The sequence below is a fragment of the Thermococcus aciditolerans genome, assembly GCF_008152015.1.
Taxonomy (GTDB): Archaea; Methanobacteriota_B; Thermococci; order Thermococcales; family Thermococcaceae; genus Thermococcus; species Thermococcus celericrescens.
On record NZ_CP041932.1, the window covers coordinates 1527980 to 1546593 of the forward strand.

Below are 18614 nucleotides of genomic sequence, written 5' to 3' on the forward strand. Positions count from 1 at the left end.
TTCTTCCGTTCTCCATTATGCCAGCACCCCCTCTGAAGTCTCATCCTCCCAGAGCAGGGCAAAGCCCACGCTCAGAAGCACCATCGTGACGACAGGAGCTAAAAACCACCACCATCTGCCCGCGTAGAGGGCATTCTGGTTGAGGCCCTCCAGTATGAACGAACCCCAGTTGTCGCTTGGAATCATGTTGAAAAACCCGAGTATCGCCACGAGCGCGACCACCTTGGGGAACAGGAGGCTGAAGTGGCTCAGGGCGTAGGGAATCACCGGCTTTAGGATGTGCCTCCTGAGGATGTGGAGATCACCCGCTCCGAGCGCCCTCGCCGCGGCAACGTGCTCCTTGACCTTCTCCTGAACGACGAAGCCCCTCACGGCACTCCCGAACTTGCCCGCGAGCAGGAGGGCAAGTATCAGCGACAGGGTTTCCGTTTTTATTTCCCTGGTCATCGCTATGCCCGTCGTTGAGAATGAGAATATCATCAGCATCGCGAGGGGAAGGACGGGGAGCGCCCCCAGGGAGTTCAGCAGGCTCTCGAGAAGAATCGCCAGCCGGCTCCGATAGTAGCCGGCGAAGAGACCGAGGAGCAGGCCGATGATAATCACAAGGACAGAGACCTCAAGCGACACGAGTAACGTGCTTCTACCGGCCAGGACGAAACCCACCCAGAGGTCGCGGCCGTAGGAGTCGGTGCCGAGGAGACCGTAGGAATCGCCAAAGACCGTGACGGCAACGGGGGAGGAGGATTCGACCTCAAGGGTGTACCTTCCCTCCAGAACCTCGCCGCCGTACCCCATGAAGAGAAGCTGGGTGGGCGTGAAGAGGGGCCTGCTCTCTGGGCCGTAGCCGAGGGACTCGGCAAAATCGTAAGCCCCCGTCGCGAGGGTGGGGTTGGAGTTGATGCTCGTCCTCCCGTCCACCTTCACCGGACCGAGAACCACGGAAAGGCCGTCGGGGCGGTGAATCACGAGCCTGACCGTCGAGTTACCCTCGATCATCACGTTTCCCGGAACGATGCCATCAACCGCGAAGGTCATTGAAAAATTCGTTCCAACCGATTCAAGGGTTCTGAAGCCCGAAGGGAGCCAGATGGGCCGGGCGTTCTTGGGATAGTCGTTCCAGTAGGGCAGGTAGTTCCAGTTGGCGGCCTTTTCAGGGGGCACGAGGAGATGCATTGGAACGACCGCGAGGAGCATCACCAGCATTATCAGCACTATTCCGACCTTTGCTTTGAGATCAAGCCTCAACGCCGCCACCTCCGGGAGCTAGGAGTTCCGACAGAACCGTAACGGCCAGAAGGACGAAGAAGTTCACCACCATGAAGACCGCTATGGGGTAGAAGAAAACGTCCGGGTCGAGGGTGTAGAGGTCGCCCGATATGCGGAAGCCCCACTGGAGCATCTTGCCGAGGCCGAAGAGGCCGAAGAAGGCATCGACCACGAGGGCGAGCGTCGAGACCTCGACGAAGTGCTGGAAGAGGAAGCCGAGGAAAGACGGCATGACCGCGCGGAGGACGTGTCTCTCGACCCTGCGCTCCGGCAGTCCCATCGCCCTCTTGGCGCGCACGTACTCCTTCCCGAACTCGTCTCGGAGGAGTATTACCAGGGCCTCGACGAACTCCCAGAGGGCGACGAGAACTATGGAAATCAACGGGAAGGCCATGTAGGCGAGGTTCCTGGTGAGGGAGGTCGATGTGCCGAGGCCGTTTATCAGATAGTTGGGGAGCGCGCTCATTATGACGAGGAGCGAGAAGAGCGCCGCCACCGCCCAGACGGGGAGGCCGTTGAAGACCCTGGCGAGAAAGCGGACGGCCGAGCGGAGGCGCCTTTTTTTGAGGGCGAGCTTTGCAAGGGGGAAGCCGATGAGGATTATCGTGACCTCAGAGAGGAGGATTAGCGCCAGCGTTCTGGCCACCATGAGCCTTCTGGGTATCGGGTAATCGTAGTCCGGCTTGAAGAGGGCGTGGTGGAGCGTGTAGAGCCCCGCATGGAGGGGGTTCATTACGAGGGTGGGGTAGTCCCTCGGGGCCACGAAACGCATGTAGTAGTCGTAGGGGTCCATTCCGACGGAACTCGCGTTGGCCTCTATCACGGCCCTCTCTGCCGAAGGTAGCAGGCTGAAATCCATGTCCGCACGGTAGAAGCTGTAATCCTTTATCCCTATGCCGGATATAACGGCCACGAGCAGGATGAGGAGGAGGTAGTTGAGGAGCGCGCGGAAGATAGCTCGGCCCATGGGATCACCTCGCGAAAAATTGAAACAAAGGCTACCCGACGAGTTTGAGGAATATTTCCTCCAGGCTGGGTTCTTTCACCTGCATTGTCAGAATCTTCGCCCCCTGATTCGCTACAAAGTCATGAAGCTCCTCCCTTATGTCCTCTGGCGAAACCACCCGGTACTTGTTCCCACCGAGCGGACTCACACTCCACTCCACCGAACCCCAATCCACCGGCCTGTTAGTCTCAATGATGATGGTATAACCAGCCTTCCTCAGGAACTCCCGCCTGATGTTCTCAATGCTGTCCTCCAACCGGAGTTTACCCTTAACAATCACCCCAACCGTGTCGCAAACCTCTTCAACATGGGCCAGAATGTGGCTGGAGAAGAACACCGTCTTTCCAGCCTTCCTCTGCTCTCTAATAATCTCCTTGAACTCCGCTATTCCTCGCGGATCCAAACCAGTCATCGGCTCGTCGAGGATGAGAAGCTCCGGGTCATTGATGAGCGCCTGGGCAAGGAGAAGCCTCTGGCGCATTCCTTTGGAGAACTTGCCGACCTTCCTACTCCGAGCTTCCTTCAAACCAACCAGGTCGAGAAGTTCGCTAATCCGCCTCTCCTTCTCAGCCCTCGGAATCCCGAAAGCGTCAGCGATAACCTCGAGAGTCTGCTCGGGAGTCAGAAAATCCCACAAAGTAGCATGCTCGGGCATGTAACCAATCCTCGCCTTGGCTTTGACGAGCTTACCCTCGTCAAACTTGCCGTCCCTGAAGACTTCCTCGCCAAACAATTCAATTCTCCCATCCTGAGGGAAGATGAGGCCGAGGGTGCTCAGGATTGTCGTGCTCTTCCCGGCTCCATTCGGACCGAGGAAGCCATAAACTTGACCAGGCTTAACCTCAAGGTTAAGACCGTCCAAAGCCCTAACGTCCTTATAAACCTTAACAAGGTTCTCAACCCTAAGCATGACCATCACCTCAAATCCATCTTCCTGAACCTGAAGAGGGCCAATCCGAGGTAGACGGGGATAAGTCCAACTATCAAGGCAGTCTGGGCGGAATTGTCGGCTATGGCTCGCCTAACCCCAAGGTACTCGACGGTGTACGTGCCGTCGTCGTTGAAGGTGGTTCTGTCTATGTTAGTGAATATGTCGAGCATGAGCACCTGGGGGGCGTAGAAGAGGTATCTGAGGTGGTACTCTCTGTAAAGCTCGTTCAGGCGCTCGCGATAGGCCCTCAACTCGTCTTTCGAGAGCTTATCGAAGTCATTCCAGCCCTTAATTCCGAACTCTTCCTTGGCTTTGTCCTCCGCAAAGCCGTCCACCACCTGGGGCATGACGAGACCGGTAACGAAGAACAGGACCAGGGCCAGCCCCAGGGCGGTGTTGGAGGAGCGCACGAACGTAGAAATCAGCAGGCCAAGGGCGAGGAGCTGGAGCATGGCGAACAGTATCAGTAGGTTCGAGAGAATCAGATCCCCAACGAGGGAAGTGGTAAGGGAGAGGCCGTAGTACTTCGTTACCGCGAAGGAGAGCAGGGTGGCAAAGGCCATCGCCACGACTATGCTGAGCGCCTGGCCGAGGAACTTGCCGAGCAGGTATGAAACCCTCCCCAATGGCTTGCTGAGGGCCACCCTCACCGTCCCATCTTCAAGGTCCGAATTTACGGCCGTCGCGCCGGCCATGAGGGAGTAGACACCGATGAAGAGGAACGCACTGACCGCTATGTAACCAACGACGCTCGTGACGAGCACTTCCCCAGGATTTGTGGCGCCTTCGAGGTTGTCCTTCACTTCTCTAAAGGCCATGGCATAGATCAGCAAAATCAACACCAGTATCAGCCAAAACTTCTTCGTCCTCAGACTTTTCTTCAGCTCCAGCTCAAGCCCCCACATTCTACCACCTCAGGTCGGCTCTCTTAAACCTGAGCCACGAGATTGCAAGATAAACAACCGTAGGTATGACCAGCATAGCCAGATTGCCGGGATAGCTTAGAATCTCCGAAAGGGACTTTGGCGGAAGGCGCTTCTTCGGAGAGACTGCCGTTTCAAGCACGATGTAGTGCAGGAAAGGGCTCGGCACGGGAAGGGAGTTTTTGGCCAGAGCATCAACAAAGGAACCCTCTGCCGAATTTGAAGCTGCGATGATGGCGATTGGAACGGCGAAGCCCAGGAGGAAGGCCAGGACCAGTGAGATGAAAAGCGCCTTCCTGTCCCTCATGAAGGCTGAAAGCAGGTGACCGAGCGCCAAATACTGGACGAGCGAGAGGAAGAGAAGAAAGCCAAAGACAAGGCCAAGTTCGAGGGTTTTGTTCAGAGGGGCACCCAAGTGGAGGGCGTAGGCAACGAGAATGGCCAAATAGAGAGTAGTTCCGATGAAGACGGCAAAGATGTCGCTCAGAAGCGTCCCGAGGAAGAAGTCCCTCCTTCTCAGAGGCTTGCTGAGGAGAACTCTAACAGTACCATTCTCAACGGCCGAGCTTATCGAGACCGCCCCGAGAGGGAGGACTACGAAGGGCAGGAACACACCACCCAGTGTCGAAATTAGGGCGTTTAAAAGACCGGGAACTCCCCGGCTGGCGTAATAGTCCCCAAGCGTGTCCAGGTTAAGGAAGGCCGTTAGGACGGCCAGGGCGACGAAAGCTATGAAGCGCTTGCTCTGAAGGCTTAACCCGAGGAAAACGCCGTAGAGCCCGCGGAGAGAGAAGGAAAAACCAGGGACAGCGATAGACTCAGAACCCCTCAACTCCCTCCTCCTGAAGGCTTCCATCCCAACGAGCGACAGGCCAACGGAAAGGGCCAAAAGTTGCCCAATAGCTTCATGGGAGATGGAAACGCCCTCTCCAATGGAAACGGCCCTCTCAAGGTAAGCCGTCGGGATGAAGGAATAATCGAACTTTCCGAGGAGCAGGAGCGCGACGAATGCTCCAAGCCCGAAGAAAACCCCCGAGTCCCGGGAAGTCGCGAGGGGGATTAGGAGCAGGGCGATGCCGAGGGCTCCAACGAGCGAGAGCGAAAGGGCAAGGGAGCCGATGAGGTAGTCTTTGACCTCAAAGCCGTGGGCGAGCATCGCGAGCGCTCCCGAGAGTGCCATCCCCAGGGCGGAAACCAGGGCAAGCTTCAATCCCTCAAGGACCCAGCCGAGGAAGTAGCGCCTCCTCGTGAGGGGCTTTGAGAGGAGTAATACCACGTTGCCCCGCTCGAAGTCCGAGCCGAAACGCGAGAGGAGCAGGATTAAGATTAGGGGAACCAGGAGGAACTTGAGAAAACCGGGGAGCCACTTGGCGAGCAGGTCGGCGGTGACAAGATGGGCAAGCTCCTCGGTCGGAATATCCGGGTAGTGGGTGGTAAATCTGAAAACGTCTATCTCGACTGCTAAAGCTGGAAAGAGCGAGATTATAGCGAGCTTAACCTTCACTTTGGTAACCCCCGCTAAAGAGCAATCATAGTTGAACTCCAGAAGTTTCAACATACTCAAATAGATTCGAAACCGCAACTGCTAAGAAAGCAATAACTGCCACTGGAGCCATCACCCACCACCAGTAACGCCCCATCAACGCACCTTGCTTGAGGGCCTCTGCGATATAGGATCCCCAATTATTACCTGGAATTATGTTGAACAACCCCAGTACTGAGATAAAAGCCATAACCCTTGGGAAAAGCATGGTGACATAGGGGACTGTGTAACTAAGCACAATAGGGAGGATATGCCTGAATACCACATAAATGTCCGAAGCACCTATGCTTTTACTAGCTGCTATGTATTCCTTTACCTTTTCATTTTCCACTATGCCACGTATAGAGTTGGAGTACTGGCTGAAAAAGAACATAGATACAATAATCCCGGTGAGCCAGTCCGGGACCACAAGTTTTGTGTACGCACCAACACGGGAAACGGCATATATTATGACCAGTACAAGGGGAATTGCTGGAATTGAGTTAAAAGCATCCACTATAACCGTCACCGCATCACCCAAAACGTTCCTGTGATAGCCAGAGATTACACCAAATGGTAGCCCAATGAGAATCACGAACGACACAGTAAAGACTGTTAGTACAATAGTACCCCACGTGGACTTTACAAAACCAACCCAAAGATCTCTGCCGTATCCATCAGTGCCGAGCAGACCGTACGCGTTGCCGAATAGTATAGCCCTCCCCACCTCCATCCGAAAAATGTAATCCCCTTTTAGAAGAGTCCCGTTTTCAGAAAGAAAGAGGAGCTGGGTTGGTTGATAGAGAATGAGTGCTGTCTCATCGAGTCCCAGCTCTCTGGCAAAGGCCCTAGCCCCAGCAACCAGGGTAGTATTGGAATTAACACTTCCATTTCCTGAAAGCCTGATTGAACGACCATCAGGACGGGTTATAACAAGCGTAGCTTTTGAAAGCACCAAGTTAGTGGGTAATGCTTCCACAGACACCACAAATTCTCCCTGCCCATCTAATCTGAGCACCCCCATATCTGCACTCGGATGCCATACAGGAAGGGCGTTTTTTGGGTAATCCTTCCAGTAGAGCCGGTCGTCCCAATGCTCCATATCTGATGAAGAAACTGAGCAATGTGCACCCACTAAGAACGCAATAAAGACCGCAATCATAAGAACTCCCCTTCTGTTTGCCCTCATATCTTACCCCACCCTTGGGTCAAGTTTAGGTTTAATGAACTCGATAGATATCGAAATGATAAGGTTCAGCACTATAAACACCAGAAGAGGAAAGGCAAAGAGACTTGGAATAAAATAGAAAGTTTCAGCCATGGCGCCCGAAAAGCTCGAAGCTATCATCTGACCCAGTCCCCCTAATCGGAAGAGGTAATCAACAACAATGACCATACCCTCAACCTCAATTAAGTGGGAAAACCATACGGAGAGGGCGGGTACCGAGATCGCTTTAAAGACAGACACCAAAATCCGGTTTTCAGAAAGTCCCACAGCCCGTTTGTAGCTGACGTAGGGACTAAGGATTTCTCGCCTTAGCAACATATAGAACTCCACAGCAAGACGCCAAAAAGACATAAGGACAACTGTAAGGACTGGAAGTATCATGGCCTTTAGAATAGTCAAAAGTCCCGCACCGGGGCCGGGAGAGATAAGAATATCATCGGGAAGTGCTGAGTATATGACAAGAAGTATGAAAACAACCCCCAACCACCAAACAGGGATACCCGAAATTACCCGGGAGAAGATACTCAAAATGCCTGCTACCCTCTGGCTTCTCAATGCCCAAAAAGCAACCACCACCGAGAGAAGGACTAAAACAATCTCTGAGACAAGAAGAAAAATGAACGTACGCAGAAAGGCTTCCCTCCTTGATATAGCAAAATGTCTATGTTCAATCTTTCTCCACATTTCATCTTTTGGAGGAGCTAACGAGGATATCAGTGCATCGAATCCCACGACAACCGTCGGGGTTACAAGTTCGGGGTGCTTTTTGGGTGCTATATACTTCAAGTAGTAATCACCCGGCTCCATGCCTAGCCGGGTGGCGTTTTCATAGAGTTCAAGGTAATCGGGATAATCAAGAAGCTCGTTCCTTGCCTGCTGTTCAAGTCCCGCTTTAACACCGGTTCCCACTAGAAAAGCGACTAGCACAAGCACCAATGTAAATCTCACCGCAACCCTAAACAGCCCCAACGAGTTGTGCAATTCACCACCCCCAACAAAAAATTGGGTTATAAAAATCAAAAGGAGGCTCAAAGACTCAAATTATATCACGCAACTCGCAATCAATATCCCTCACTGTTCCACAGCTTTCAATCAAGCAGGTGTCAATATAGCAGTTCCAATTAGGCTCCACCGGGTTGTCCTCGGCGTTCAACTTCTTAAACACTTTCCATCACCTCCTTTGGTTTTTGGGTTTTGGCCTCATTGGTTTCCTCGGCCCTCACCCCAGATTGGGGTGAGCGTGAGAAGACCTTATTCAACCAATCCTCGTCAAGATTCGAGTAGAGCCAAGAACCCCACTTCACAAGAGCAAACATGTAAGAGCAGTGGAACTCGTCGGGGAGGAATATATCGCCGTTGTAGTAGTGGTTGTTGTAGATACAACCACCGCCACAGTAGGCCCTTATCGGGCAGTTCGAACAGTTGGGCCTCCTATCTACGGTATGGCGCAGAATCTTCTGAATGAACTCGTTCTCCCACCTGAAATCATCAACGTGACCAACCACGAATTCTCCCATTCCAACGAACCTGTGGCAGGGATACATCTTCCCGTCCGCCGAAACTCCAAAGTAGCTCCTGGCAACGCCACAGGGATAATGGCGGTAGGTGCCAGAGTAAATCATGTGAACCATCTCACGGAGCTTCGTGTAAACGATTCCCTTCTCTTTGTAGTGTTCAAGCTCGTCCTTCGCTATCTTTTCCAGGGCAGACTCAATGAGTTTGGCATGCTCCTTGGTTAGCGGTGTGCTGGTGGTGGCGGGCTCAAGATGAACGCTCCTAAATCCAAAATCAACGAAGAACCGGTAAATCTCATAGTACCTGCCGATCTGTTCGGGCAGAATCGTCGCGCGGACGCTAACCTTAACGCCGCGCTCAAGCATCTTTCGAGCGTTCTTGGCCACAACATCAAACGTGGGGAATCCCCCCCTCAATGGCCTATTATAGTTCTGAACCTCCCTGGGACCATCAAAGCTCAAAGTTACCGTGAAGTTGTTCTCGAGGAAAAAGTCAATGACCTTATCTGTGATGAGGTAGCCGTTGGTGGTTATGCTGAAGGTAACGGTTTTGCCGTATTCCTCAGCCTTCCCTTTGGCGTAGTGAACCAGCTCCCGAATCAGCGGAAAGTTCAACAAAGGTTCGCCACCGAAGAACTGAAGGTTAACGACCTTCTTTCCCTCCCTCATTAGCAGATCAATGGCCTTTTTACCAACTTCAGGACTCATTCTGGTGTTGGGAGTATGATACGTTCCACCATCACCGTAACAGTAAACGCACGCAAAGTTGCAGTCCTCCATGACGTTAAGGGAGAGGGAGGAGATCTTAGATTTCATAATTCCAAGATAGGGTTTTACGGGGGGTTTAGCTTCAAAGAACACCCGGCGCAGGCTCTCATCGGATTTAATCTCATTTATCAAAGAATCCCAGTCAGATTCGGAGTACTCCATTACAAAACGCTCTCTGGCATCACTCCAGCCCAGTTCTGCCACAAACCTGCAGAAGTCGTAGGTTTTCTTATCGACCTCAAAGAGGGTTCCCGTGGACGAATGTAGAACAAAGTACTTGCCACCCACTTCGAAATTATATAACTCAGGCTTGGGTGTAGTGTTACTGATTTTCATTACACCACCGAATAATAAGCACCACTAAAATTTATAAAATTTTCGAAAGATTGGATAAAACTCAGTTATAAACTAGATACCAACGATAGAATTCAACTGCCAAACAGAATCATGAACACGTCCTCCAGTGACAGGTTCTCAACCCTCGCGCTCAATACTTTCCCGGAGGGGAACCTGGAGAGAAACTCATTGACCTCGGTGGACTTGAGGTAGGCCGTTACGTGGGTGAAATTACCCTTCCTGATGCACCTGGCGAGGTAGCCTCCAGGGCACGGAGCGGAGCCCTCAACCACGAGGAGAACCTTCCTGTCGAAGTCCACCTCCAGCTTCCTGCCTATATTCTCAGGCTTTCCCTCCAGAATAGGCCTCTTGTTGAAGAGCAGAACCCTGTCACTGAGCTTTTCGGCCTCTTGAAGGTCATGAGTAGTAAGGATGACCGTTGTTCCAAAGTCCTTAGTAAGGCTTAAAATGGCATTATGTATCTCATTCTTGGTGAGGACATCAAGAAAAACCGTCGGCTCGTCGAGTATGAGGTACTTCGGCCTCACCACCAGGGCGGAGGCGATGTAAACCTTCTGCTTCATTCCGGCCGAGAGCTTCTGGTACCACTCGTCCCTCTTCTCCCACAGGTTCAGCAGCTTGAGCGCGTACTCTATGCGCTCCCCTATCTCACCCTCCGGGACCTTCCACAGCCTCGCGATGAACTGGAGGTTTCGTTGAACGCTCAGACGCCACTGGAATATGCCCCACATGTCCCTCTCGCCGGTGAAAACGGTGAACATCTTGCCCGCCACTTTGCCGTGCTCCTTAAAGCTGTCGTGGCCGTCGATGAGCAGTTTTCCAGAACTCGGCTCGAGGAGGCCGTTGGCGATTTTACAGAGGGTTGTCTTTCCCGCGCCGTTGGGGCCGAGGAGGCCGAATATCTCCCCCTCCCTCACCCGGAAGCTCAGGTCTATGAGGGCCGGAATCTCCTCCCTGGGCTTTCCGAGAAAATCACGAAGGCTACCCAGATCGAAAAAGCCCCTGAAAGGGGGTGGATAGTACTTGGTGAGATGCTCGGCTTCTATCATCTGACCACCTCACACGTGCCCGAGGGTGCCCAGCTGCATTGCCTTTCCAACGCCCCACCGAAACATCGCGATTCCAACCAGGAGCATGACGCCCGTGGTCAGGGCAAGGTTCACGAAGCTGGGCCAGATCTGGGACACTGAATAGCCCCCACCCATCGTCAGCCTGGCCATCTCAAGAATGTACCTCTCGGGGTGTATCTTGGAAATAGGCTGGAGCCACCAGGGGAGCGCGTCGGGCGGGAAGTAGAGACCGCTCACGAGCTGGGAGGTGAGGTTGAGGAACCAGTTTATCGGGTCCTGCCTGGCCTTGGTCGCCGCCCGAAAGCCGGCGGAGAAAAGTTCAAGGGCGAAGGTGAGGGTGAAGCCCGCGAGGATAACAAGCAAAGCACCGAGGTTGATGTGTATGACCAGACCGTAGAAGAGAACGAAGACTGCCGTTATCAGGCCCATTATCATAAGGCTCCAGACGACGTTCCAGGCGTTTATTCCCACGAAGATCGCCACCATTCCGGCGGGGGAGGCGTAGAGCATAGGGAAGCTCCGCCCAATCAGGAGCTTGGAAAGGCTGCCCCGCGGAAGGAATATTATGTTGTGCACGATGAAGCCTATCAGAAAGAACTGGAGGAAGGAGTCGGTCCCGTACTGCTCGATGTTGGCGTCTATCGTTACCAGGCTGGCGAATATCCCCATCACCGCAACCTGGATTAGAAGGCCTATCAGATAGCTGACCACGTCCCAGCGGTAGCTGAAAAAGACCTCCCTCTGAATGTTGAAGAACTCGCGGACTATTCTAACACCGTCCTTCATTCCCACCGAAAAAAGTTAGAAGGGAGGTTTAAAAGAATATCGGCTCACTTGTTCATCATGAGCCTTATCCTCTCGGCGGCGTCTTTTGCCTTGTCCGAGATGTTGCTGAGCGTTCTGGCGATGTTGAGGATGTAGAAGCCGTCGCCCCAGCTCATCGAGTCGGCGTTCTCGAAGACGAGCTGCATGAGCTTCGTATCGAGGCCGTCTATCTTGTTCTCAACACTCTCTATCTGCCTGATTATCTCGTACTCCCTCTCTATCTCGCCCTCGGTGAAACCGCTCTCTATAACGCGGTCCATCTGGACTATGGCCTCGTGGACGAGCTTTGCAGCCTTGATGCTCTCCATACCCATCTCGAGAATTATATCCTTGGCCTCCGTCGGGACGCAGTCGGGCTTCTTGACGAGCAGCCACTTCGCAGTGTCTTCAGCGGCATCCGCCACCTTGTCCTGCATGTGGAGGTATATTATAACGTCCTCCCTAGCGACTGCCATCATGAGCTTCGAGCTGAGGGAATCCCTTATCTCCTCCTTTATCCTGTCCGCAACGTCCTCAAGGCGGTCAACCTCGATGGCAAACTCTCTCATACCCTCGTAGTCGCACGCGTACCATGCCTGAAGCGCCTTCTCGAGCGTTTCAACGGTGTTGAGCACGACATCCGCGTGCTTTATGAGGGGCTTGAAGGGGCTCTTCGCGAAGAGCTTCGTCCACACCTGCATGATATCACCCCACGATCATCAGGAGCTTGAATATGGCCGCGCTTATCAGACCCGCGACCGGAACGGTAACAAACCAGGAGATTATTATATCCCTAACGATGTCCTTGTTTATTGCCTTTACTCCCCTTGCGAGGCCTATTCCTATGACCGCGCCGACCACCGTGTGGGTCGTCGAGATGGGCAGTCCAAGCCAGCTGGCAGCGAGAACAACGGTTGCCGCTGAAAAGTCGATGGTGAAGCCGCGGGTGTTGGTAAGCTCGGTTATCTTCTTGCCGACCGTTTCCATGACCCTGTAACCGTAGGTGGCGACACCAATTGCTATTCCGAGACCGCCCATCGCGAGTATCCACTTAGGGACGGGAACCTGCATGCCGCCGAGACCCATCGTGGCTACCGCGTAGACGGCCGCGACCGGACCTATCGCGTTGGCGACGTCGTTGGCGCCGTGGGCCAAAGCCACGTAGCCGGAGGTTAAGACCTGCGCCTTCCGGAATATCGCTTCAACGCCGATGAAGGGGTCGCTGCTCGGGAAGCGGAGCTTTATCAGGAGGTACGTTACCGCGAACACGATTATGCCCAGCGGGACGCCGTACATTAAAACTCCCGTCTTGAGGTCCTTCCCGTGGAGAACCTTGATGTAGAACATGGTTCCAATGACGACGAACGCCAGCCCGATCCAGAACGGGGACCATATCCTGGCGCTCCTGACGGGGTCCTTTCTCTCGAAGATGCTCTTCGTGAAGGCCTTGAAGATGAAGTAGGCCATTATGGCGCCGATTATCGGTGAGAGAATCCAGCTGAGGACGACCTGACCCATCTTGCCCCAGTTGACTATCGCGGTGCCGGCGTAGACTATTCCGTAGCCCGCTATACCTCCTATGATAGAGTGGGTGGTCGAGACCGGCAGGCCGAACTTGGTGGCCACTATTAGCCATATCGTGGCCGCGAGAAGGGCCGCAACGGAGCCATACACGAGGACCATCGGGTCGGTTATCATCGTCGGGTCGAGGATGCCCTTCCTTATCGTTTCGGTGACGCTCTTTCCGAAGAAGTACGCGCCTGTGAACTCAAGGAGGCCAGCTATTATAACCGCCTGCTTTGGGGTTATCGCCTTGGCGCCGACGGCAGTGCTCATGGAGTTTGCGGCGTCGTTGGCACCTATCGCCCAGGCCATCGAAAATCCTAGCACCACGGTTATCAGCAACCATACGTCCACACTCACCACCGGGAGGGACTCGAGGGCGGCATATAAATACCTTGTCGCAGTAGAATATAGCTAGCTACCATGAACTATATAGGTCCAAATAGAATAAAGAGAAAGGTTAGGACTCAACCTTGATAGGTTCGATACTTATGCTGCCATCGGTCATCATTCCAAGCTTGACGTAGTGATAAAAGCCCCCCTCGTCCGGCTTTGCGTAGAGAGGAGCGCCTCCCGCGCCGGTTACTATGTAGTGGACTCCCTCGATGGTTCCGTTCCAGAACATGTGGATGTGGCTGAAGATTCCAAAGGCGTTGTACTCCCCCATCACTTCCAGCAACTTCTTCCCGTCGGTGGGGTTCATGCCGTGGTCGCCGTTCGGCCTCGGATCCACGGGCGGAGCGTGCATCACTATCACCGGCCTCCTGCCCATGGCCTTAGCCCTCTCAAGCTCGTTCTGAAGCCAGCTCCACTGCTCGTCGCTCAGCCCGTAGTCGTTTTCGATATTGTTCATGAAGATGTAGTAGTAATCCCCGAGGACGAAGGAATAGTCCGTTGGGCCGAAGAGCTGGTGGTAGACGTTTATGCCCTCCCCGCGATACTCGTGGTTTCCGACCGCTATGAAAATCGGCTTGCTCCACTTCCACTCCTTCATCAGCTCGCCCCATTCGTCAACCTTGCCCGAATAGACTAGGTCTCCACCGTCTATCACGAAAACGGCGTTATTCTCGTTCATCCTGTCCCTCAGCTGCAGGAAAGCCTTCGGAACCTCCGTGCCGCCGTCCGGCCTGTGGTCACCGAAGGCAAAAACCGTGTAGTCTCCGATGTCTTTTGGAACGACACTGAAGGAAGGCTCGGAGGTTGTTATCTTAACCCACGTATCGCCGGTCTCGGCTCCCTCGGGCAGGTTCAGCACCGAGGGGTTGGTGTTCTCGATAACGTAGGTAAGTGCAGCCCCGGTTCCGTCTTTAACCTCCACGCTGACGTTGAAGCCGAGGGCACGGATGTAAACCGTGGAGCCGTTGACGAGCCTGATAAAGCCTCCCTTTACGGTGATGTTCTCCCCGTCAACGATGCGCCAGTAGTATATGAACGGCTCCCTGCTCCTGAAAGAGCTAAGGTACCAGTGTTCACCGTCGTCTGGAATTCCGTTCCAGTTGTTGTCCCCTATGACCTTGAGGAGAATTCCCTCAAACTCGCCGCTCCTCAGAACATCGTCCGTTCTAAGGGATGCCCCGTTCCTGAGGTTTATAGCGTATTCAATGGCCGCGCCAGCGCCAGCCTTGCTGGTACCGGTGAAGACGAAGTACGCCTTTCCATCCTTATTGAAGGCCGCAAAAACGCCCTTGTCTTTTCCAACGAACTTGACGCCGAACTTGTAGACTATGTAACCAAAGTAGTCGTTGACCGTTATTAGTATCGGTTTTCCTCTGAGCAGTTCTCTGGCATCGGCAGGGGACAGTATTGCAACCCCCCCATCGTACTGGCTCGCGGGGAGTATCTGCGCGTTCGGGAAGTAGTGCTTCGCGAGGTCCTCGTAGCCCTCGCTGACGTAAACCTTGGAAGCGTCGGCAAGGCTGCTCCACTGGGCCAGAACCTGTCCCTTCTCGTAGCTCCCGAAGTCTATTCCACCGGAGGACGAGGTAGCTGTGGTGGAAGTCTCCGTTGGAGTACTCTGGCTTATGCATCCCGACGCCAGCACGATGAAAACCAGGAGAATTCCAAAAACGGCTTTCTTCATTGCGTTCACCTTCCGGAAAATTGGAACGGGAGCTTAAAGCACTTTTGATTGGCATCACGAACTCGGCAGATTTAAATAGCCCCAGGCCGAAAGTATTTCGGTGGTACCATGTTCGTCGGACACTACATCGAGGTCCCCGAGAAGGACACCGGTTTTGAGGGAGTGACGATAAGGTGGCTCGTTTCTCCAAAGCTCGGAGCAAAGAACTATGCGATGCGCTACTTCGTCCTCAAGAAGGGCGCGGAGATACCGCTCCACCACCACGACTGGGAGCACGAGATATTCATCGTGAGGGGAGAGGGAATCATAACGAACGGAAAGGAAGAGTTCCACGTCAGGGAGGGAGACTTCCTCTACGTTCCGCCCAACGAGACCCACGGCTACAAGGCGACCGGAGAAACGCTGGAGTTTCTCTGCATAATCCCCGCCAAGAAGGAGGCCATTCCTGAGGATGAGTGGGCCTAGCGGCGTCTGTGATAGTAGGCCTTTATTTTCTTCCTTCTCAGAGCGACGAGGTCTGCCTTTCTGGATTTTGAACGTAGGGGTTCCTCCTCGAGCAGGAGCCACGCCAGGTCGTATGCCAGAGAGGCGATTATGAACAGAAAAATCCCGAAAACTATCAGCGGAGTGTAGTACCAGACCACACCGACTCTTGGAATCACCAGAACAACCCTGCCAACCACTTGGGAGTAATAGACCCGCCAGGGGTCTGTGTAGTTCCTGTTGTCCCCTTTGGTGATATAGTACATCCGCATTTCTGGATCGGCCTTCATGCCAACGATGCGGTGGGTTATCATGTAGGTCGAGTTGCCGAGGGTCACGCGGTAGAGGATAACGTCCCCAACGTGGAGCCCATCTGGCGAAGAGGGCATTGTTATGACGAGGTCGTTGGGATTGATGTGAGGCTCCATCGAGTCGGTCAGGATAACGACGTACTGGAAGCCAAAGACGAAGTGGAGAGCCATGACTAGGACCACGAAGAACAGGAGGAGGTACGAGATGATTGAAAGGACGTCGATACGACGCTTCACCATTAAACCACCGCCTAATTAAAGCCGCATTCGGCACCCATCCTCACTATTCCAGCCCTATAGTTGGCGTACCTCACTATATAAACCCAGTCGACGTAGGCTAAAAGATTGACGGTGCCGAAAATGTCTGCGTTGGCCTGGCCGAAGCCGATGGAAATTTCCCTGTCCCTGAAGCGGTTGCTGGTTTCAACGACACGGCGGCCCATAACAGTTCCACTGGAGACCTTCCCCACCCTGCCGGTGCTGTTTGAGGGCGAGACTAGCAAAGAATAAGAAAAGGCAGGGATCAATTCAGATTTCACGGGGAAACTGTCTGGCCCTGGAACACGACGGTAACTGTATTTAGATTGTTATTGTCGAGGGATATCCCATTATTCAGGCCGTTATTGGTGAAGTCCACAGTATACACCCCAGTACTCCCACTGTACGTGGCGAGGTACTTTTGGCCATCAATTATGAGGTAAACAGTGTCACTCCCAGTACCAACCTTGGTGCCTTGGTTGTCGGTGAGGGTTATGGTTGCAGATGTGACGTACTGGGCATCATTGCTAAGGGTCCAGTCGATGTAGGCATGGTGAACAGTCTGCGGCATGCCACCATTTCCGGCGTCAAGCTCCTGAAAGTGCACATTTATAGTCGGAACAGCCAGAGCCGCACCAACCATGGCCAGCACAAGGGCGAGTGTCAGTGGAATTAACCTCTTCTTATTACTTCTCCTCATTCTGATTCACCCCCAAGATGGAGAGCTATACTTTATGATTGAACGATAGTATAAATAGTTTTCTAAATCCAACCGGATTGGTTCACCCTTTGACGTTGTAAGTTCTACAACAAAACCAGTGTCCGGTTAGGTATCTCCCAACAACCGTTGAATACTCCACAAGAAAGATACCTCAGCGGAGGGGAGTGCCCTTCAGGTAAGTTGAACCAGCCCACTCAACCTGAACCTGCAGGAATTCGCCGGGCTCACCAGAATCAAGGATTATGTCCTTGTAGTTGAAAGTCCTGGCCTCAACGCCGCCCTTCTCCCCGGCCCCATGGACGAGAACCTCCACCGTCCTGCCAAGATACGCCCTGTTTATTTCGTGGGCTATCTGGAGCCTAAGCCTGTGAAGGGCCCTTGAGCGTTCCTTGACCCGCCATCCCGGAAGCTGCTTCCATTTCGCCGCGATCGTGCCAGGTCTCGGCGAGTAGCGAGAAACGTTTATCTTGTCCGGCCGGACGCGCTTGATTAGCTCAACGGTGTTCTCGAAAGCCTCATCAGTCTCCCCGGGAAAGCCCACTATAATGTCCGTATTGAGGTTCAAATCACGAACCTTCTTACGAAATGTTCGAACTATCTCCTCGAACTGTTCCGCAGTGTACGTTCTGCCCATCCGCCTCAGAACCTCATCGTCGCCGCTCTGGACGGGCAGGTGGAGGAAGCGGTAGATCTTCTCATCGGTGTAGGCATCAACGAGCTCGTCGAGGAACTTGAGAACGTGGTTCGGGTTCATCATTCCAACCCTGACCCTGAAGTCGCCCTCGATGGCCGTTATCTCGTCTAGGAGCTCCGCCAGGTTCGTCCCGATGTCGAAGCCGTAGCAGCCGGTGTCCTCGCTCGACAGCTGTATCTCCTTGTATCCCCTGGCGAGGGCCTCCTTGACCCACCTGACGACGAGCTCCGGTTTGTAGCTCTTCAGAACTCCCCTGGCGAAGCGCGTGGCACAGTAGGTGCAGGCGTTGAGACAGCCCTCACTTATCGGGACGACGAAGGCGACGCCACTCTTCCAGAGGCGCGGGAGCTCGAGCTTGTCTATGCTCTTCTCACGCCAGCCCTCGACGCTCACCAGCTTTTCACCGCGCTCCGCTACGCTTATCGCCTCGGCTATCCTATCTATGCTCTTAACGCCGAGTATTCCGGAAACGCGTGAATCTATGGCATCCGGGTTGACGTGGGGGAGGCAGCCGGTGACGATTACCCTCTTGCCGGCGTCAAGGAGCTCCTTTATTCTCTCGCGCATGTGCTTTTCGGTTGGGTCTTTGACCGCGCAGGTGTTGACCACAACGTAGTCGGCAGTTTCAGGGGTCTCCGCCAACTCATAGCCCGCGCTAACCAGAAGGCCCTCCATCATCTCGGCATCTGCCTTGTTTCTCGTGCACCCGTAGGTCTCGACGTGAACCCTAACCATCGGTGGGCGCTCTGGAAAGGGGTTTAAAAAGGGTGCGGTTCAAAAATGGGGATTAAACCGCACCCATAATACTGAGGAGCATGAAGAGGGCAGCGAAGAGAAAAAGGGCCACAAAGGCCAGTTTCTTCCGTATCCAGCCGGGGGGCTTGTTGTAGTGCCTCATGACCAGAAAGGAAAGGAGGGAAACTATGAGAACCGGGACGAGGGCCGAAACCGCTATGAAGAGCGTGCCCGGCAGGTGGCGGTCGATGCCAGAGGTGTCGAGAAAAGCCACAGTCCAGTAGAGCAGTATCGGCGAGAGAAGAACCAGGAACACAACTACAACTCCGATCATTATGGAGTCCTCGTCCATGGAACCACCGGGAAATCCTTGGGTCAAT

19 protein-coding genes are annotated in these 18614 nt (G+C 53.7%); 1 reads left to right on the top strand and 18 read right to left on the bottom strand.

Annotation, left to right across the window (positions count from 1 at the left end):
* Nucleotides 1–15 precede the first annotated feature (15 nt).
* The 13 genes from FPV09_RS08405 to FPV09_RS08465 form a co-directional block, all read right to left on the bottom strand.
* A complete protein-coding gene (locus FPV09_RS08405) occupies nucleotides 16–1245 on the bottom strand; it encodes an ABC transporter permease (protein WP_148883066.1) in 1230 nt (409 codons plus the stop codon).
* Nucleotides 1235–2233: an ABC transporter permease subunit gene (locus tag FPV09_RS08410; protein ID WP_148883067.1), complete on the bottom strand. Its 999-nt coding sequence runs from the start codon at nucleotides 2231–2233 to the stop codon at nucleotides 1235–1237. Before FPV09_RS08410 ends, FPV09_RS08405 begins: the two co-directional genes overlap by 11 nt.
* A 31-nt stretch (nucleotides 2234–2264) precedes the next feature.
* Nucleotides 2265–3182: an ABC transporter ATP-binding protein gene (locus FPV09_RS08415; RefSeq protein WP_148883785.1), complete on the bottom strand. Its 918-nt coding sequence runs from the start codon at nucleotides 3180–3182 to the stop codon at nucleotides 2265–2267.
* A 5-nt stretch (nucleotides 3183–3187) separates the two neighbouring features.
* Nucleotides 3188–4108 (bottom strand): ABC transporter permease, encoded by a 921-nt coding sequence (locus FPV09_RS08420; protein ID WP_148883068.1) that lies wholly within the window; start codon nucleotides 4106–4108, stop codon nucleotides 3188–3190.
* Nucleotide 4109: 1 nt separating this feature from the next.
* Nucleotides 4110–5630, bottom strand: a complete 1521-nt coding sequence (locus tag FPV09_RS08425) for an ABC transporter permease subunit (protein WP_246112257.1) — start codon at nucleotides 5628–5630, stop codon at nucleotides 4110–4112.
* A 25-nt stretch (nucleotides 5631–5655) separates the two neighbouring features.
* Nucleotides 5656–6837, bottom strand: coding sequence for an ABC transporter permease (locus FPV09_RS08430; protein ID WP_148883070.1), 1182 nt, complete (start codon nucleotides 6835–6837; stop codon nucleotides 5656–5658).
* Between the two features lie 3 nt (nucleotides 6838–6840).
* The gene (locus FPV09_RS08435; RefSeq protein ID WP_210411122.1) at nucleotides 6841–7857 is read right to left on the bottom strand and encodes an ABC transporter permease subunit; all 1017 of its coding nucleotides are present in this window, start codon (nucleotides 7855–7857) and stop codon (nucleotides 6841–6843) included.
* 176 nt (nucleotides 7858–8033) lie between these two features.
* Nucleotides 8034–9494: a radical SAM/SPASM domain-containing protein gene (locus FPV09_RS08440; RefSeq protein WP_148883072.1), complete on the bottom strand. Its 1461-nt coding sequence runs from the start codon at nucleotides 9492–9494 to the stop codon at nucleotides 8034–8036.
* 92 nt (nucleotides 9495–9586) lie between these two features.
* Nucleotides 9587–10564: an ABC transporter ATP-binding protein gene (locus FPV09_RS08445; protein ID WP_148883073.1), complete on the bottom strand. Its 978-nt coding sequence runs from the start codon at nucleotides 10562–10564 to the stop codon at nucleotides 9587–9589.
* A gap of 9 nt (nucleotides 10565–10573) precedes the next feature.
* Complete coding sequence (locus FPV09_RS08450; protein ID WP_148883786.1) at nucleotides 10574–11371, bottom strand: ABC transporter permease; 798 nt, start codon at nucleotides 11369–11371, stop codon at nucleotides 10574–10576.
* 44 nt (nucleotides 11372–11415) lie between these two features.
* On the bottom strand, nucleotides 11416–12090 hold the full coding sequence (locus FPV09_RS08455) for a TIGR00153 family protein (protein ID WP_148883074.1): 675 nt from the start codon (nucleotides 12088–12090) through the stop codon (nucleotides 11416–11418).
* Nucleotides 12091–12094: 4 nt separating this feature from the next.
* A complete protein-coding gene (locus FPV09_RS08460; RefSeq protein WP_394343845.1) occupies nucleotides 12095–13264 on the bottom strand; it encodes an inorganic phosphate transporter in 1170 nt (389 codons plus the stop codon).
* 148 nt (nucleotides 13265–13412) lie between these two features.
* Nucleotides 13413–15032 carry a metallophosphoesterase family protein gene (locus FPV09_RS08465; RefSeq protein WP_148883787.1) on the bottom strand — a complete coding sequence of 540 codons (1620 nt, stop codon included), beginning with the start codon at nucleotides 15030–15032 and terminating at the stop codon, nucleotides 13413–13415.
* Nucleotides 15033–15140: 108 nt separating this feature from the next.
* Between FPV09_RS08465 and FPV09_RS08470 the strand changes: the two genes are divergently transcribed.
* Entirely contained in the window at nucleotides 15141–15497 is a 357-nt protein-coding gene (locus tag FPV09_RS08470; protein WP_148883076.1) for a cupin domain-containing protein, read from the top strand.
* On the opposite strand, the gene FPV09_RS08475 is transcribed toward FPV09_RS08470, so the two are convergent.
* The 5 genes from FPV09_RS08475 to FPV09_RS08495 all read right to left on the bottom strand — a co-directional run bounded on the left by FPV09_RS08475 (nucleotide 15494) and on the right by FPV09_RS08495 (nucleotide 18586).
* Entirely contained in the window at nucleotides 15494–16066 is a 573-nt protein-coding gene (locus FPV09_RS08475) for a signal peptidase I (RefSeq protein ID WP_148883077.1), read from the bottom strand. The two genes, FPV09_RS08470 and FPV09_RS08475, sit on opposite strands and share 4 nt — an antisense overlap.
* A gap of 11 nt (nucleotides 16067–16077) precedes the next feature.
* Nucleotides 16078–16269: a hypothetical protein gene (locus FPV09_RS08480; RefSeq protein ID WP_148883078.1), complete on the bottom strand. Its 192-nt coding sequence runs from the start codon at nucleotides 16267–16269 to the stop codon at nucleotides 16078–16080.
* A 92-nt stretch (nucleotides 16270–16361) separates the two neighbouring features.
* Nucleotides 16362–16784 carry a hypothetical protein gene (locus FPV09_RS08485; protein ID WP_148883079.1) on the bottom strand — a complete coding sequence of 141 codons (423 nt, stop codon included), beginning with the start codon at nucleotides 16782–16784 and terminating at the stop codon, nucleotides 16362–16364.
* Between the two features lie 172 nt (nucleotides 16785–16956).
* Nucleotides 16957–18234 (bottom strand): tRNA (N(6)-L-threonylcarbamoyladenosine(37)-C(2))-methylthiotransferase, encoded by a 1278-nt coding sequence (locus tag FPV09_RS08490; RefSeq protein ID WP_148883080.1) that lies wholly within the window; start codon nucleotides 18232–18234, stop codon nucleotides 16957–16959.
* Nucleotides 18235–18286: 52 nt separating this feature from the next.
* Complete coding sequence (locus tag FPV09_RS08495) at nucleotides 18287–18586, bottom strand: hypothetical protein (RefSeq protein WP_148883081.1); 300 nt, start codon at nucleotides 18584–18586, stop codon at nucleotides 18287–18289.
* Nucleotides 18587–18614 lie beyond the last annotated feature (28 nt).